This is a genomic window from Methanothermobacter crinale, from assembly GCF_055397825.1.
Map to the genome: position 1 here is coordinate 1,042,320 of NZ_AP042450.1, position 15,846 is coordinate 1,058,165.

The 15,846-nt window shown below is 41.6% G+C and carries 17 protein-coding genes and 1 pseudogene; 8 read left to right on the top strand and 10 right to left on the bottom strand.

Annotated elements, in window-relative coordinates:
• Positions 1–8 precede the first annotated feature (8 nt).
• From ACZ5XX_RS06080 to ACZ5XX_RS06105, 6 genes and pseudogenes are all read right to left on the bottom strand, one after another.
• On the bottom strand, positions 9–1,736 hold the full coding sequence (locus ACZ5XX_RS06080; RefSeq protein WP_464583510.1) for a FeoB small GTPase domain-containing protein: 1,728 nt from the start codon (positions 1,734–1,736) through the stop codon (positions 9–11).
• Positions 1,708–1,962: a FeoA family protein gene (locus tag ACZ5XX_RS06085; protein ID WP_464583512.1), complete on the bottom strand. Its 255-nt coding sequence runs from the start codon at positions 1,960–1,962 to the stop codon at positions 1,708–1,710. The genes ACZ5XX_RS06080 and ACZ5XX_RS06085 overlap by 29 nt, the downstream gene beginning before the upstream one ends.
• 25 nt (positions 1,963–1,987) lie before the next feature.
• Positions 1,988–2,311 (bottom strand): annotated as a pseudogene (locus tag ACZ5XX_RS06090) (zinc ribbon domain-containing protein); the annotation flags it as partial.
• A 49-nt stretch (positions 2,312–2,360) separates the two neighbouring features.
• Entirely contained in the window at positions 2,361–2,795 is a 435-nt protein-coding gene (locus ACZ5XX_RS06095; RefSeq protein ID WP_464583514.1) for an RNA-guided endonuclease InsQ/TnpB family protein, read from the bottom strand.
• A gap of 16 nt (positions 2,796–2,811) precedes the next feature.
• Positions 2,812–2,973, bottom strand: a complete 162-nt coding sequence (locus ACZ5XX_RS06100; protein ID WP_464583516.1) for a transposase — start codon at positions 2,971–2,973, stop codon at positions 2,812–2,814.
• A 17-nt stretch (positions 2,974–2,990) separates the two neighbouring features.
• Positions 2,991–3,155 carry a transposase gene (locus tag ACZ5XX_RS06105; protein ID WP_464583518.1) on the bottom strand — a complete coding sequence of 55 codons (165 nt, stop codon included), beginning with the start codon at positions 3,153–3,155 and terminating at the stop codon, positions 2,991–2,993.
• Between the two features lie 372 nt (positions 3,156–3,527).
• Between ACZ5XX_RS06105 and ACZ5XX_RS06110 the strand changes: the two genes are divergently transcribed.
• Both ACZ5XX_RS06110 and ACZ5XX_RS06115 read left to right on the top strand, forming a co-directional pair.
• Positions 3,528–4,343, top strand: coding sequence for a DUF368 domain-containing protein (locus ACZ5XX_RS06110; RefSeq protein ID WP_464586268.1), 816 nt, complete (start codon positions 3,528–3,530; stop codon positions 4,341–4,343).
• 39 nt (positions 4,344–4,382) lie between these two features.
• Positions 4,383–5,624 (top strand): putative PEP-binding protein, encoded by a 1,242-nt coding sequence (locus ACZ5XX_RS06115; RefSeq protein WP_464583520.1) that lies wholly within the window; start codon positions 4,383–4,385, stop codon positions 5,622–5,624.
• On the opposite strand, the gene ACZ5XX_RS06120 is transcribed toward ACZ5XX_RS06115, so the two are convergent.
• From ACZ5XX_RS06120 to ACZ5XX_RS06135, 4 genes are all read right to left on the bottom strand, one after another.
• A complete protein-coding gene (locus tag ACZ5XX_RS06120) occupies positions 5,621–8,806 on the bottom strand; it encodes a PAS domain S-box protein (RefSeq protein WP_464583522.1) in 3,186 nt (1,061 codons plus the stop codon). The two genes, ACZ5XX_RS06115 and ACZ5XX_RS06120, sit on opposite strands and share 4 nt — an antisense overlap.
• Positions 8,807–8,867: 61 nt before the next feature.
• Positions 8,868–9,260 (bottom strand): universal stress protein, encoded by a 393-nt coding sequence (locus ACZ5XX_RS06125; protein WP_464583524.1) that lies wholly within the window; start codon positions 9,258–9,260, stop codon positions 8,868–8,870.
• A 9-nt stretch (positions 9,261–9,269) separates the two neighbouring features.
• Entirely contained in the window at positions 9,270–9,821 is a 552-nt protein-coding gene (locus tag ACZ5XX_RS06130) for a flavin reductase family protein (protein WP_464583526.1), read from the bottom strand.
• Between the two features lie 14 nt (positions 9,822–9,835).
• Complete coding sequence (locus ACZ5XX_RS06135; protein WP_464586270.1) at positions 9,836–11,485, bottom strand: ATP-binding cassette domain-containing protein; 1,650 nt, start codon at positions 11,483–11,485, stop codon at positions 9,836–9,838.
• 172 nt (positions 11,486–11,657) lie between these two features.
• Between ACZ5XX_RS06135 and ACZ5XX_RS06140 the strand changes: the two genes are divergently transcribed.
• Genes ACZ5XX_RS06140 through ACZ5XX_RS06165 form a run of 6 tightly spaced genes read left to right on the top strand, consistent with a single transcriptional unit; the run spans position 11,658 to position 15,725 of the window.
• Complete coding sequence (locus ACZ5XX_RS06140; protein WP_464583528.1) at positions 11,658–12,218, top strand: nicotinamide-nucleotide adenylyltransferase; 561 nt, start codon at positions 11,658–11,660, stop codon at positions 12,216–12,218.
• Positions 12,187–12,618, top strand: coding sequence for a molybdenum cofactor biosynthesis protein MoaE (locus ACZ5XX_RS06145; protein ID WP_464583530.1), 432 nt, complete (start codon positions 12,187–12,189; stop codon positions 12,616–12,618). Before ACZ5XX_RS06140 ends, ACZ5XX_RS06145 begins: the two co-directional genes overlap by 32 nt.
• Positions 12,619–12,649: 31 nt before the next feature.
• Positions 12,650–13,855, top strand: coding sequence for an HD domain-containing protein (locus tag ACZ5XX_RS06150; protein WP_464583532.1), 1,206 nt, complete (start codon positions 12,650–12,652; stop codon positions 13,853–13,855).
• A gap of 13 nt (positions 13,856–13,868) precedes the next feature.
• Complete coding sequence (locus ACZ5XX_RS06155; protein ID WP_464583534.1) at positions 13,869–14,429, top strand: UbiX family flavin prenyltransferase; 561 nt, start codon at positions 13,869–13,871, stop codon at positions 14,427–14,429.
• The gene (cbiT, locus tag ACZ5XX_RS06160; RefSeq protein WP_464583536.1) at positions 14,416–14,979 is read left to right on the top strand and encodes a precorrin-6Y C5,15-methyltransferase (decarboxylating) subunit CbiT; all 564 of its coding nucleotides are present in this window, start codon (positions 14,416–14,418) and stop codon (positions 14,977–14,979) included. Before ACZ5XX_RS06155 ends, cbiT begins: the two co-directional genes overlap by 14 nt.
• Positions 14,961–15,725 carry a hypothetical protein gene (locus tag ACZ5XX_RS06165; protein ID WP_464583538.1) on the top strand — a complete coding sequence of 255 codons (765 nt, stop codon included), beginning with the start codon at positions 14,961–14,963 and terminating at the stop codon, positions 15,723–15,725. The genes cbiT and ACZ5XX_RS06165 overlap by 19 nt, the downstream gene beginning before the upstream one ends.
• Positions 15,726–15,846: the final 121 nt, after the last annotated feature.

Below are 15,846 nucleotides of genomic sequence, written 5' to 3' on the forward strand. Positions count from 1 at the left end.
ATTATAATCTATGTGTTTGTCAGTATTAAATGTTGTATTCCACCTACAAGGAATGCTAGGGTTACCATTAGTATGCCTATTTTTATCATGCCCTTGACCCCTATCTCCTTTGCAAGGACTACGAATGTTGCAATACATGGGAAATAAATTGCTAGGACGGTTGTGGCGACTACTAGCTGCTCTGGGCTGAGGTGGAGTGGTGCTAGCAAGCCAGTGGCGATGTCTTTTCTTAGAAATCCTATTATTAGTGTTGCCGCGGCCTCCCGTGGCAAGCCCAGGATGCTTGAGAATATTGGTGCAAGGAGACCTGTTAGGATCTTCATTATACCCATAACATATAGTAGGTTTATTGCTAGTATTCCCAGGAAGACGAATGGTATGGCTTCTAGTAAGAATCCTCTTATTCGGATCCATGTTTTCTTAAGGAGCGTCCCAATGTGGGGTATCTTGTATGGTGGTATCTCAAGGAATATCTCAGGGCTTTCGCCTTTCATGATCTTGTTTAGGATGTACCCTGCTGTTATGTAGATTGTTAGTAGTGTCCCGTATACCATTGCAATGTACTTTATACCATAAGGGCCTAGTAGTCCTATTATGACTGCTGTTTGGGCCATGCATGGCACTGATATTGATAGGAGTGTTAGTGCTATGAATCTTTCCCTCTCATCTTCTAATATTCTTGTGGCAAGGACCCCTGGGACGTTACACCCCAAGCCTAATATGAGTGAGATTATGGAGGCTCCGTGCAATCCTAGCTTGTGCATTATGTTATCTGTGAGGACTGCTAGCCTTGGCAAATATCCAAGGTCCTCCAAGAAGCCTAATACTAGGTAGAAGAGTGATACGTATGGTAATACAACTGCGAGTGGAACATATACTCCAGTTGTTAAGAGTCCGAATGATTCCATGTAATTGTAGCCTGTGCCTATTAGTATGTCGTGAATGGGCCCGCTTGGGAAGGTTGACTCTATGATCCTGGTTATGAGTGGGCCGTAATAATTGTAGAAGAAGGGGTCAAGGATATTCCCAATTAGAAATTCACCGACTCCTATTATGGATTGGAGAGTGAGGTATGCTACTAACAGGGCTATTAGAATGCCAAAAATGGGATGTACAGATGCATCTTCGAGTCTTTCCAATAATGTGGGGTGTCTGTGTTCTATCTTCTGTATATCTAGTAGTAGTTTGCCTATGAACTTCCACTTTTCCTCGTCATCCATTTTCTCGATACTTGGGATGTGTTCTTCCTTTTTTTCTAGGATTTTTTCTATACTTTGTATTACTTGTATTATCCCTTCCCCACTCACCGCAGTCACTGGTATTACGGGGACTCCTAGGCTTTCTTCAAGTTTTTTAACGTTTAAATGGACTCCTTTTCTCCTTGCAAGATCCCACATGTTGAGGATGATTATTGTGGGTACTTTTTTTTCCAGTATTTGGAGTGTGAGGTAGAGGTTGCGTTCCAAGTTTGTTGAATCCAGCACATTTAGTATTAGGTCAGGGTTTTCCTTGAGGAACATGTCCCTTGCAACTTCCTCGGCCTTGCAGAAGGGTGTTAAAGAATACGTGCCTGGGACGTCTATTACCTCAATTTTTTTCCCTTTTAATTTTAAGGTTCCTCGGGTGTACCCTACTGTTGTGCCTGGATAGTTGGATGCTACGACATTTGCACCTGTTAGCCTTGAGAAGACAACGCTTTTGCCAACGTTAGGATTTCCCATGAGGAGTATCTTCATCTAGTACCTCCACTAGGACTTTAGCCGCCATACCCTGGCCTATGGCTATCTTGCACCTGTCAACTTCTATGATGACAGGCCCATGGAATGGTAATGATGATACTTTTCGGATCTCCTTTCCAACCCTTATGTTGAGGGATTCCAACCGCCTCCGCAGGCCAATTCCCCCTACTATCTCCTGTACTCTGGCTTTTTTTCCAGTTTTAAGGTCTTTTAAGGTGATCATCACACAACCTCAATATTAGGTGAACCTAAACCCTATTTAAATGTTTCCACCACACAAAAAACTTGAAATCCCTAATGAAATGCTGGCCTCCCACTGCAAATTTTAGGCATATCATACAACAGGTGTGAACTACCCTGCCTTTACGGATGGGGCTTCCCGCTTCATTGAGAGAACTTGTCCCTCGATTATTTTCATGTAGGGAGTCATGAGGGGTGGTGGTTCTCCCCCTACGGGCATTCAGGGACCGTCCCAGCCCTACATCCAGTATGTTGAGGGAGGTGTTTAGGTCTCTGTTCGCCTTACATCCGCATTTCGGACAGGCAAACCGCCTGTCTTTTAGGGAGAAATTTTCAACGACGTGACCACAGTTGGAGCATCTTTTAGACGTGTTCGCAAGTTTAACTCTCCTTCACATTTAAATCCTCTACGCAGATCGCGTCGTAGTTGTTCACGTAATAACGGGAGGGCTTGTGGAGGAAATCCAAGCGTTGATTGTTCAGTTTTTCGTAGAGCTTGGTCAGCTTAAGCCTCGCTTTTTCTCTCCTCTTCGAACCTTTCTGCTTTCGTGATACTTCTCTTTGAGCTTTCTTTATCTTTTTGAGAGTTTTATCTATGAACTTTGGATTTTCGAAGGCTTTTCCATCGGAATTGACGCAGAAGTGGTTAATTCCTACATCTATTCCAACAGCTCTGCCCGTTTTTGGCAGAGGTTCAGTTTCAGCTTGGATGATGGCAAACCACTTTCCTGTCTTAGTTCTCTTGATAATTACTCCTTTGATTTTGCCTTCAATTGGTCTATGGAGTTTTATCGGGATTTCACCTATTTTGGACAAGATGAGTTTCTTTCTCTCAAAAGTAGCTAATCGGCATCGTTTTCACCTTTGTGACTCCACATATTTCTTCAAAACATCCCAATGTAACCTGTCCACTTGTTGCCAAGAAGTATGAGGGGGACCAGAGGACGTTTTTCCAAAGCTTCTTCTTCACCTCTGGAAAATTCCTTCTTATCATCTCTTGAAGTTATAGTTTTAAGTGCGTTGATATTTTGGTATATGCAGAGTGGGCTTAGCCTTGAACAGAATGTGAACATGGTCTACATCACATTCTATTGCGAGAATCTCAACATCGAAAGTTTCTGAAATCTCGTGAATCTTCTGCTTGAGAAAGTCTATAATCTCATTACTCGTAAACACTTCTACGATACTTTACTACGAATATAAGATGATAATAAAGAGAATAAACTGAATGAGCACCTTTATCAAGTTTGTATTTCATAGTTTCATGTTTCTCACTAAAATTTTCCCAGCCACTTCCCCTGCTGTATCCCCTCCCTTTCAGAAGGGGACTTAGCAGCTGATTTTAATGTTAATGTTAAAATTGCGGGGTGAAAAGTTCCTTGAAGTGGGAAAAATTAGGGGCTCCCCAGTTTGAAAATATATAAGTTAAATTTCACAAAGACAAATCAAGGGGGGGTCCCCCAGGATATGTTTCTAAGTTTTGTGGAGGTTGATGTTTATATGAGGTGGTTGAGGAGTTTCATCGCCATACTATTAAGGGGTTTCCTCATGGGAACTGCTGACACCATCCCAGGAGTCTCAGGGGGGACCATGGCGCTTATAACTGGAATCTATGAAAGGTTAGTCCATTCTATAAGTAAAATCAGCTTCAAATTCTTAAAACCATTATTTAGGGGAGATTTAAGATCTTTCACAAGATTGGCCCGGGAGGAAATAGACTTCGAATTGTTCATACCACTTCTCACAGGGATAGGGATGGCTGTTTTAACAGTATCTAGGATAATATCATTCATGATAACCTATTATGCAGCATACACTTATGCATTTTTCCTAGGACTTATATTAGCATCGGCTTATCTAGTATTTAATAAAATAGATGGTTTTTCATTAAAAAATCTTGTATCTAGTATCATAGGATTTATATTTGCCTTTTTATTCGTTGGTTTGAATCCCATACAGGCAAACCATACACTTCCGGTCATATTCATCTCTGGGATGGTTGCAATATGTGCGATGATACTCCCTGGGATCTCGGGGGCGTTCATGCTATTACTCCTAAACCAGTATGAATATATGCTAGGTGCCCTTATAAGATTCTCAATACTAGATATTATAGCGTTCATCGTAGGCGCGGTCATCGGGATCATAAGCTTCTCCAGGTTCCTCGATTATCTTCTCAGAAACCATGAGTCCATGACAATGGCATTCCTTGTAGGCTTGATGATAGGAACTTTAAGACTCCCCTATAGTAAAATGTCCATCATCCAATCAACACCTTCATTGATCCCCGCGGTCATAATAGCTATCCTCGGATTCTTTATAGTTTTCTTAATCGAGAAAAAGTTCCACTATATTGAATATTAACAATAGCCTTTTTTATCAGAAACTTACATAGATAAGAATATGGAACTTATCAGGGGTATAGGGGCCAGTCCCTATATTAGAAGCGGACGAGTGAAAAAGATAGAATCATTCAAGGATATGATGTCCATCGAAGGCGGGGAGATCATAGTAACGTCAAGGGTGTCCCGGGACATGTTACCGAAACTAAAGAGGGTCGGTGCTGTTGTAACAGATTATGGCGGCCTCACAAGTCATGTTGCCATCACACTCCGAGAGTTGAAAATACCATGTGTGGTAGGTACTGAGAAGGCCACAGAGGTCCTTGAGGATGATATGGTGGTTACAGTTGATGGTAAAACCGGCAACATCTATGAGGGTGTGATGGAATGGGAAGAAATCATAGAGGAATTACCCCTTGAGGAGACTGCAACCACTCTAATGACAAACTTGAATATACCATCAATTGCAGATAGGATAGCGGACTATGCTGATGGGATAGGATCAGTTAGGATAGAGCATATGGTGATAGAAACAGGCAAACACCCTTATAGGCTCCTAGAAGAAGGTAGGTTAACCGATGTCCTCAAAAAGGGTCTTGAGTTCGTTCTTGAATCTTTTTATCCCAAGCCTGTATGGTTTAGAACCTTTGACATCCCAACTGATGAATTAAGGAACCTCCAAGGAGGGGATGTCGAACCAGAAGAACCAAACCCACTACTAGGATTCAGGGGCATCTACAAGGATCTGCGAGACGTTGATGTGCTAAAGGCGGAATTCAGGGCGATAAAAGAGCTTATAGATGATGGATATTCCAACCTCGGCCTCAAATTCCCCTTTGTAAGGGATGGGATCGAATACTTATCTGCTAAGAGTATATTAGAAGACTGCGGCTTGAAACCCCACCGCGATCTTGAAGTTGGATTGTCTGTGGAGACTCCATCAGCCGCCTTGCAAATTGGAGAATTTATAGATTATGGTCTTGATTTTGTATCCATTGGGATGAGCGATCTTGCCATGTGTACCCTAGCAGTGGACAGGAGAGGTGTGAGGGTCGCTAAACTGTTCGATTTAACCCATCCAGCCCTCCTCAGACTCGTAAATAACGTTATCAGGGCATGTTCAAGGGTGGGGATAAAAACTTGTGTCGCAGGGTATGCGGCAACAGATTATGATATTGTGGAAAAACTTATAAGAATGGGTGTGGATGGGATATCAACAAACCCCGATCAACTTTTAAAGATGAGGGTTTTCATCACAAGAATTGAAAAGAGCATTCTACTAGAAACCCTAAGGGGAGGCTAGAGTGGGAATTCTATACTGAATAGTGTCCCACCATCCGATTCTATCATAAGTTGGCCATCTAATTGTCTGACAAGGCCTAGGACGAGCTGCAAGCCGAGGGATGATAATCTTTCAATATCAAAATCTTTTGGGAGGCCCTTGCCATTATCTGAGATTTCAAGTTTGCATTTATCCCCTTGGCGTTTAAAGTTCACAGTTATTATGCCCTCTCCTTCTGGGAATGCATGTTTCAGAGAGTTTCTTACAAGTTCATTTGTTATAAGTCCGAGGGGTATGCACTTGTCCATTTCAAGTGGGATATCATCTATATCAATTTCTAGACGTATTTTTATTGGTCTGGGGGCTTGGAAGTTTATAATGTCCATGCTAAGACTTTCCAAGTACTCTCTAGAGCTTATATGGGCTATGTTTTCTGTCCTGTAGAGTTTTTCATGTACTAATGCTAGGGATTTTATCCTTGCTTGGCTGTCTGCTATGATATTCTTCACTTCCTCGTTTCCACAATATTTGGCCTGTAATGATAATAGACTTGATATGACTTGTAGGTTATTTTTTACGCGATGATGAACTTCCCTGAGTAAAACCTCCTTTTCATGGAGTGACTCCTGGAGGTTCTTCTGCATTATTATCCTTGAGATAGCCTCATTTATCTCATTAGCGAATAATCTGATAAATGCCATTCTAGGCACTTTCTTGCTACTATGGGCTTCTATCACACCCTCCATATTATCCTGGAACTTTAAGGGTATCATGACTATCCTATTCTTCCCTCTTCTTTTAATGATGACATGCTCTATGATATCCTTTTCGGGTATGATGGATCCTCTCTTGTATATTGTTTTTCCATTAAATGTTACAATTCCACTCTCAAATTTCAACTTATCTATCATGATATCGAGTATAGTTTTGAGGAAATCTTCTAGGTTATCTGTCTTGGACGCCTTCAAGACCTTGTTGAGTATCCTTAACCTCTTTTGGTGTCTTATAAGCTTTTCTTCGTATTCTATGCGGTGGATTGCAAGTCCACAGTACTCAGCGAACCTTTTAATGGCTTTAATATCTGATTTATTAAAGTCTTCATCCTTTTCTAGGCTGATGTGACCGATTACTTCATTTCCTATAATGATCGGTCTGGATTTTGGGTTTGTGTATTTTCCTTTGGATGCGAGCTTTTCACCATGTAATGTGATGAAGCCCCCACTACTTCCTGTGATCTTTAAAAGTTCTGTAAGTATTTTCTCAGCTATCTTCTCTTTTGTGGTAGTGGGTGATGCTATCATGGGGTATATTTGGCTCATGGTGCTTGCGATCATCAGTTCTCTTCTCAATTTTTTCTCTGTGATTTTAAGGGGGCTTATATCCCTTATTATCTCAATAGCTCCTATTATATCACCTTTTTCACCATATAATGGTGAGACTTTGAGTTGTAGGTGGCCTCCCCGTCCATTGTAGATGTTTGGAAGGTAAACTTCCCCGTAGATGTTATGGTCTTCGCGTCTAACATTCTCGTAAAGTTTTTCTGTCTCTGGCAAATCCTTGAATAATAGGTCTAGGAGTACTGGTCTGGGTTTCCCATAGAATGGTATGCCATAGGCGTGGCCGCCCTTCCCAATCATCTTCTCTGCTGGGGCGCCCGTCATATTCTCTGTTTCTCTGTTCCATGCTATGATCCTCCCTTTTTTGTCCACTGCAAAAACTGCATCGGGTAATGAATCTATAAGATCCTTAAATTTCCTGTGCTCCGCTTTTAAGAGTTTTTCTGTCTCTACTTGATCTGTTATGTCACGTGTGGCGGCTATGAGTTGGTCTGTTTGTGGATGGTAAGCGAGGTAAACATGGGTATAAAATTGTTCTCCATTCTTTTTCTTGTGGATCCACTTAAACCGTCTTTCACCTTCTCTGATGGCCCCTTCTATTAACCTCTTGGCTTTATCTTCTGATTTTTCGCCATCTTCTTGATTTTTTGGTGATAGTTCCCAGGGGTGTTTGCCTATTATATCCTCGGGTTTGGCTTGAAAGAGCTCAAGGGCTCTCTTGTTACAATCTACTATGGTGTGTTCTTTCATGATAAAGAGCCCATCACCTACACTTTCGAAGAGTTGCCTATATTTAGCTTCACTTTCTCTTAATTTTTCCTCTGATAGCATTTTTTCTATTGTAAATGAGAGTGTGGATGCTATCTCCTTGAGGACGGCTAATTCATCGGATTCAAGGTCTCCTTCTATGCATAGCAGACCCCATACCTTGTTCTTTACGCATAATTCTATGATGTTTTTGGGTTTGGCGGGTCTTTCTCCGATCTCATGGATTGGCTTGTAATCATTGTCTAATATGCCGATATACTCCCATCGTGTGTGCTTGGCAAGTATATTGCATGTCCTCCTGATCATCTTTTCAATGTTCTCGGATTTTATGATGACATTTTTAACCTTATTTAGGAGGGTGAGAAATTGGTTAATCCTTATAAGGTTTTCTTCGAGTATCCTCTGTCCTGTTATATCTGTGAACATGCAGAATCCGCCCTTGAAGGTGTGATCTATTATTGGGATTCCGGAGAGTAGCAACCAGCATGGTTTTCCATTGCTTTTGATGAATTTTATCTCCTGTTTTCCCTGCATCCCCTTGCTGCATAGGTTAAGTATTCTTTTGGCGATTACTTTATCATCGGGGTGTACGATTTCTAGGATATTTTCTCCTATAAGTTCGCTTGGACTACACTCTAGAAATTTTCCCAGTTGCTTGTTACAATATATTATGTTCCCTGAATTGTCGAAGATGCAAACGCCCTCTAGGCTTGTGTTGAGTATCTGCTGGTATATCTGCTCATTATCTAAAAATAGTTTTCCCATTTTATACTTGGAGAGGCCCGCTTTCACAGCATTTATGAGCTTCTGTGGATCTATTGGTTTTTTGAGATGCGCTGCTGCTTTTATGCCAAGGGTTATCTCCTTGGATAGAGTTTCTGTGACTAGTATAATGGGTAGATTAGATCTTTTTTTTAGGTTTTTGATGGTTTTTATCTTGTTTATTGTGGGCTTTGGCACGTCAACTATGACAATTTCGGCTTTTGATTCTGCCTTGAGAATATCTTCTTCACTATCTACTGGGATAGGATCATATCCACAAGATATTATAAGTTCTGTTAGATTGGGGTCTTCACTTAAAAGGAAGATATGTAGCATATACTTGTATATGTAAATTTATTATTTAAAAAATTGATGTAAGGATATCAACTCTGATATGTTATTTGACTATCAGGACTGGTATTTTAACGTTTTTCAGGGTACTCTCCGCCACACTTCCCATTAAAAACTTTTCAAGGCCGCTTTTACCATGTCCTATTACTATGAGGTCAGCTTTGCTCCTTTTGGCGATCTTTTTCATGTCATGGGTTGGGCTCCCGTATATTAGGATCTCATCTACTGTGACACCCCTCCTTTTCCCTTTTTCCTGCACTTTCGCTAGGATTTTTTTCCCTTCTTCTTCTAGGACTTCGAAGGGGTAGATGAGTTTTTCGTCCATGACATGGACTGCTATTACCCTAGCATCTAACTTCCTGGCGAGTTCTATGGCGATGTCCTCAGCTTTCTGGGCTTGTTTGGAGCCGTCAGTCGGCACCATTATACGTTTAAACATCCTAGACCCTTATTTGACGAATTTCACTTTGTCGCCTATTACGAACTTACTGCTTCCCACATGGAGTATAGGTTTGACCTTCTCAACATAAAGTAGGCCGTCTTTTACTGAGCCTTCTTTTACGCTTGCATGGACTACTGATCCCGTGTAGAGGTTGTGGTCTCCTATTTCATTCATCCTCAATAATTCGCATTCTAGGTGGGCTGCTGCTTCTTTGATGCGTGGAGGCGAAACTTTAACTGATGGTATCCAGTCGAGTCCTGCTCTTTCAAGTTCGTTTTCTCCATATGGTATGCTTTTTCCCGTTATCCACATCTTTTCTAATATATCGAGGCTTGTGAGGTTTATAACGAATTCTCCAGTTTCTTCCACATTCTTTGATGTGTGGTGTTCTGGCATCGAAGCGAATGCTACAATTGGCGGGTCCATGGATATTGGCATTACAAATGAGAATGGTGCAGCGTTTATATCTCCCTCCTTGTTGACTGTTGTTACTATAACAGTGGGTCGTGGTGCTAGGAGCCTATATGATTCTTTTATGGGGAAACTTGCGAAATCCAATATAAATCCTCCCATTATATGTGTGTTCGCGCCCTTAAAAGGTATTCTGCCTTACTCTTTTCAACAAATTCTTCACATAATCTTTTGGGTTCTCCATCCATTATTAGTTTACCGTCTTCGATCATCACAGCTCTTGTACTTATTTCTTTGATGAAGTCGATGTGGTGACTTACCATTATTATTGTTGTGTTGAATTCCCTGTTTATCCTCTTGAGAGAATTTGAAACTAATCTTAATGTTATGGGGTCTAGGTCACCGAATGGTTCGTCTAGTATGAGGACTTCTGGTTGTGATGCCATTACAAGTGCTAGAGCCGCCCTCACCTTTTGACCTCCTGAAAGTTCATAGGATTTCCTGTCTATGATGTCCAATGGGAGGTCCAAGGCTTCAAAGACTGGTTTCGCATATCTTTTAACTTCCTTGTCTGGGAATTTAGGGAATAATTCTTCCAGGATCTTTGAGGATAGTCCTAGTTTTTCTAGTCTTTGTTTGGCTTCCTCTTCTGGGAGGTCTGTTAATTGGTAGAGGACATCAAGAACCTTATCACTTATACCCATCTCCTCGGCCCTTTTCCTGGCCTCATCCACGACCTTTTCGCCCTTTACGCCTAGTCGCGCCGCTATCTGGTCCCTGATGGTTGCATGGTGTATTAGGGCGAATTCCTGGTGCATGAAGCCCATTTTTCTGCGTATGCGCATCCTTTTTATACCTGGTTCATGCATGTCAACCCATTCATTGTCTAGTTTGAATTCTACTTTCCCATCTTCTGGGTAGTCTAATCCAGCGACCATCCTTAACAATACTGTTTTACCAGCTCCACTGGGTCCTATGATTGATACTATTTCACCCTGGTTCACGTTGAAATTTATATTCTCCATTTCAAGTACTGTTCCACCTTTTATTAGGACGAATTTCTTGCGGAGATCTCTAACTTTTAATATTGGCTTGTTCCATTCCCTAACTTTTATTTCCTCTGGCGGCTCTATATCCTTGAGGAATTTCCTTATGATCCTTTGGGGTTCTCCTTCATCTACTATTTTACCTTCTTCCATGAGTATTAGCCTGTCTGCTAAGTACTCGTGGACCTCTGGCAGATGCGATACAAGCACCACCGTAATGCCAAGTTCCCTGTTAACCTTCCTTATAGCATCCAGTATTTCCTGTTTTGTCCTTGGACATGACATAGTAGCCGGCTCATCCAATAATAGGACCTTTGGTTTCTTGGCGAGTTGTCTGGCGATTATGAGACGTTGCTTTTCCCCGCCACTGAGCACTGGGGCGAAATGATCTGGTTTATGGTCAAGGCCCACGATCTTGAGGAGTCTCATAGCCTCCTTGCCGAATTCGTCATAAGCTCTTTTGAAGTCTGTGAGCGACTCATCACCATACTTTGCACCATAGAACTTCCTTAAAACATTTTCTATGGCCGTCTCGGCCCATAATCCAAATGTCCTTTGGAGGTGGATTGCAGTGGCTCTTTTAAGTTTGGTGAAATCGTATGGATTGGAATCTGCTGTCACTTTTATATCATCGAGTATCACTGTTCCTTCATCGAATGGTTCAACACCCCTCAATATCCGGAGTAGAGTGCTTTTGCCCGCCCCACTCATACCAATTATCCCAAGAACCTCTCCTTCCTTGACCTCCAAATTAATATTATCCAGTGCCTTGAACTTCTCCCCAGTCTCTAGCTCGTAAGTTTTTGAAAGATTTTCTATCCTTATCACCATAATCACCCTAAATTTAGTTTTGATAAAGTTGATGAATCCCCATGTATATATTGGGTTATAAATCTTATAATAATACTATATGATTTGATCTGGGTGAGTGTTGGGGATGAGAGGATTACTCGTGGGTAGGATGCAGCCCTTCCATAACGGACACCTAGAGGTTATAAAGAGAATCCTAGGGGAGGTTGATGAGCTTATCATATGTATAGGCAGCGCACAATTAAGCCATTCCCTAAGGGATCCGTTCACAGCTGGTGAAAGGGTTATGATGGTGACGAAGGCCCTTAGCGAGAACAGTATACCGGCCTCGCGTTACTATGTCATACCAGTCCAGGATATTGAATGTAACGCGGTATGGGTGGCCCATATTGAAATGTTAACACCACCATTTGATAAAGTTTATAGTGGAAACCCCCTTGTCCAGAGATTATTCCAGGAGGCTGGATATGAGGTCACAGCACCACCACTATACTCCAGGGAGAAATATTCAGGTACAAGTGTTAGGGAGAAGATGCTCACCGACAGCAACTGGGAATCGCTCGTACCAGAAGCCGTTGCAGAGGTTATAAAAGAAATAAACGGTGTTGAAAGACTGAAACACCTCTCAAAGAAAGAACTAAGTGAGGTGCTAGAGGATGCTTGTGAAGATAACAACAGACAAATATGAATACAAGCTACCCAAACTCATAGAACACATAAAAAAGGGCCCATATATTGAGGAGATGGGGGCCATATTCACATTCGAGGGTATAATGAGGAAAATAGGAGAAGAAGAAGTGGAAAAACTTAGAATATCACATGAAAACCTCCAAGAGGCCCAGGAGAAACTAGAAAAGATGGTAAAGGAGATAAAAAAGAAACATAAAGTGAAGGATATTGCACTCGTACATTTTCTAGGCGAGTTCCACGCCACAGAAACACTATTCATGGTAGTGGTGGCCGGGGCGCACCGACAAGAAACCCTCAAGGCCCTCAAAGAAATAATCGAAAGGACAAAAAAGGAGATAGGATTCCGGAAAGAGGAATATACAAAGAAAGGTAGTAGGGTTATCCTTTCAGGCGGATGAATCCCCCCTACACGCGCTGGGGGAGGCTGAAATGAAATTTATAAGGGACAGCATACATGGCAATCTCCAAATAGACGATTTTGAGGTCAAACTCATAGACACACCACCCTTCCAAAGACTTAGGAGGATAAGACAACTAGGCTTCACCAATCTCATATACCCTGGTGCAAACCACACCCGCTTTGAACATTCCATTGGAACCATGCACTTAGCCTCACAACTAGCAGAGCAACTAGGACTGGACAAGCATGAAAAAGGTGTACTAAGGGTGTCTGCACTATTACATGATCTCGGCCATGGGCCATTCTCTCACGTGTCAGAGACCGTTATCCCGGACTCCCACGAAGAACTCACAATAAAAGTGATAAGGGAATCAGTAATATCAGACATACTCATGGAAGAATTTGACCTAGAAGAGATAGAAGCTACCCTCAAAGGTGAGAGCGTTCTTGGACAGGCAATCTCTGGTGAAATAGACGTTGACAGGATGGACTACCTTTTAAGGGACTCTCATTATACAGGGGTGGCCTATGGTATAATAGACGTTGAAAGACTAATCCAAAATATCAAAATCGAAGATGATCTTATACTGGATAAAAAGGGTGTTCCAGCCGCAGAGTCAACACTCCTCGCACGCTATTTCATGTACCCTAGCGTCTATCAACATCATACAACAAGGATAGTGAATTCAATGTTCAGAAGATGCCTTAAAATACTCATAGAAGAAGATAAAATAGACCCTAAGCACATCTACCATTATGATGACATGGACATTATAGCAATGTGTCGAAGAGAAACTGGACTAGTAGCTGACATCATAAAAAGATTAGATACAAGGGATCTGCTGAAGAGGGTTGCCACCCTACGATTAAATGAACTGGAAGACCCCGAGAGGATATTTAAGATCACAGAATCTGAGATAATAAAAGCAGAATCTGAGATAGCTGAGGACATGAACATAGACCCTGATTATCTTATAATAGACGTGCCAGAGTATCCGGCATTTGATGAGATGAAAACTCAAGTAGACAGTGGAGATTCAATAGTAAAACTCAGCGACATCTCCAGTTTAGTCAGAGCATTAAGGGATGCAAGATTCAACCACGCAGACCTCTGCATTTATACACTCGCGGAGGAATCAGAGAAATTCAAAAACTTCAACTTTTACGATTATCTTGACCTCCCCCGGAAGATAAAAAGGCATGAAAAGCAACTACGCTTAACCGCACCAAATTGAAGGTTGATAAAAGATGATCATAGTAGCTATCACAGGGGCTAGCGGGACAATCTATGGCATCAGAATATTAGAAAGCCTATCAAAAAAGAAAGAAACAGCACTACTGGTTACTAGTACGGCATCTAAAATCTTAGAGTACGAGACCGGGTTAAAACTAAGCGAGATAAAGAGATTGGCAGACCATTACTTTGATGTTCATGATTTCGAGGCCCCAATAAGCAGCGGCTCCTTCAACTTCGAGGCGATGATAATAGCACCTTGCAGCATGAAAACTTTAGCGGCCATAGCCCAAGGATACACTGATAATACCATTACAAGGGCGGCTGACGTTTCACTCAAAGAAAAACGCAAGCTCATACTAGTACCCCGTGAAACACCACTTAGGAGCATACACCTTGAAAACATGTTAAAGGTGAGCAGAGAAGGTGGTATAATATTACCTGCAATGCCTGGATTCTACCACAAACCGAAGAATATAGATGACATGGTCAACTTCATAGCAGGCAAAGCACTGGACCTTCTAGGAGTTGAAAACAGCCTCTTCAAACGGTGGACTGGCTATGATACCCGATAAGGACTTCATAAAGGATGATAAGGTTCCAGGGCCCACTAGGGAGGAGATAAGATGCTTGGTCTTGTGCAAAGCCGGTCCCAGGGAGGACGAGGTTGTTGTCGATGTTGGCTGCGGCACTGGAGGTTTCACATTAGAGTTCGCGAAGAGAGTTCATAGGGTATATGCCATAGACAAGAACCCACAGGCCATAAGGGTTACAAGGGAAAACCTTATAAGGCATGGGCTTGAAGAAAATGTTGAATTGATCAATGATGACGCGGAGGAAGCCCTCAAAAAACTAGAAGATATTGACATAATAGTCATTGGGGGCAGCGGCGGCAGACTATCAAAAATAATAGAGGTAGGCGCGAAGAAACTTAGAAGCCGTGGTAGGATCATAGTAACCTCCATTTTACTCGAGACTAGGCTAGAGGCTGTCCAGACATTCAAAAAGCTCGGGTTTAAACCTGGGATCATAGAGGTTAATATTGCTAGGGGACATCTTATTGAAAGGGGTACTATGATGCTGGCAAATAACCCGATATCAATCATATGGGCGGGTTTAGATTGAAGATCAACTGGTGGCGGGTTAAACTTGGCATAATACTCATTTTGTCTTCAATATTGCTCTATTTTTTAGTATATCTTATATTTAGGGATGCTGAACATGAATTGTTTTATATTGGAATTGATCTCGCATTTTTACCTTTAGAAGTGCTTATAGTTGTCATAGTGATAGAGGCCGCGATAGCTGCAAGGGAGAAATCAATGCTCCTAGAAAAGCTTAACATGGTAATAGGGGCGTTCTTCAGTGAAGTGGGGACCAGATTCCTTGAGAAGGTTTCAAGACATGAAATGAACACAGATAAAATACGTGAAGATCTCAAGATAAGCCAGGATTGGAATAAAGACAAATTTAGGAAAATAACTGAGAAGATAAAAGCTTATGATCCTAGAATACCATTAGATGAAGATAAGAGCCAATTCTTAGATGATCTTAGAATGTTCTTGGGCGGGCGTCGAAGCTTCATGTTACGCTTATTGGAAAATCCAAACCTTTTAGAACATGAAAGTTTCACTGACATGCTCTGGGCCATTTTCCACTTCACTGAGGAGCTTGAGAAGAGGGCATCATTTGATGATCTGCCCAGGACAGATTATGAACACCTTGAGGGTGACCTGGAACGCGCTTACAAACATGTGCTATCTGAATGGTTAAAGTACATGGAGCATTTAATGGATAATTACCCCTACCTTTTTTCACTTGCAATCAGGACTAATCCATTCGACCCAGAGGCGATGATTTACATAATATAAATCTTCAAATAATTATTAAAAGCTTATATTAGGAGATAAAAAGCGTATCATTTATATATGAGGAGATTTGGAATGATTATAACATAAAAAAGGTTTTGATGGTTGGTATTGATGGAGCGTT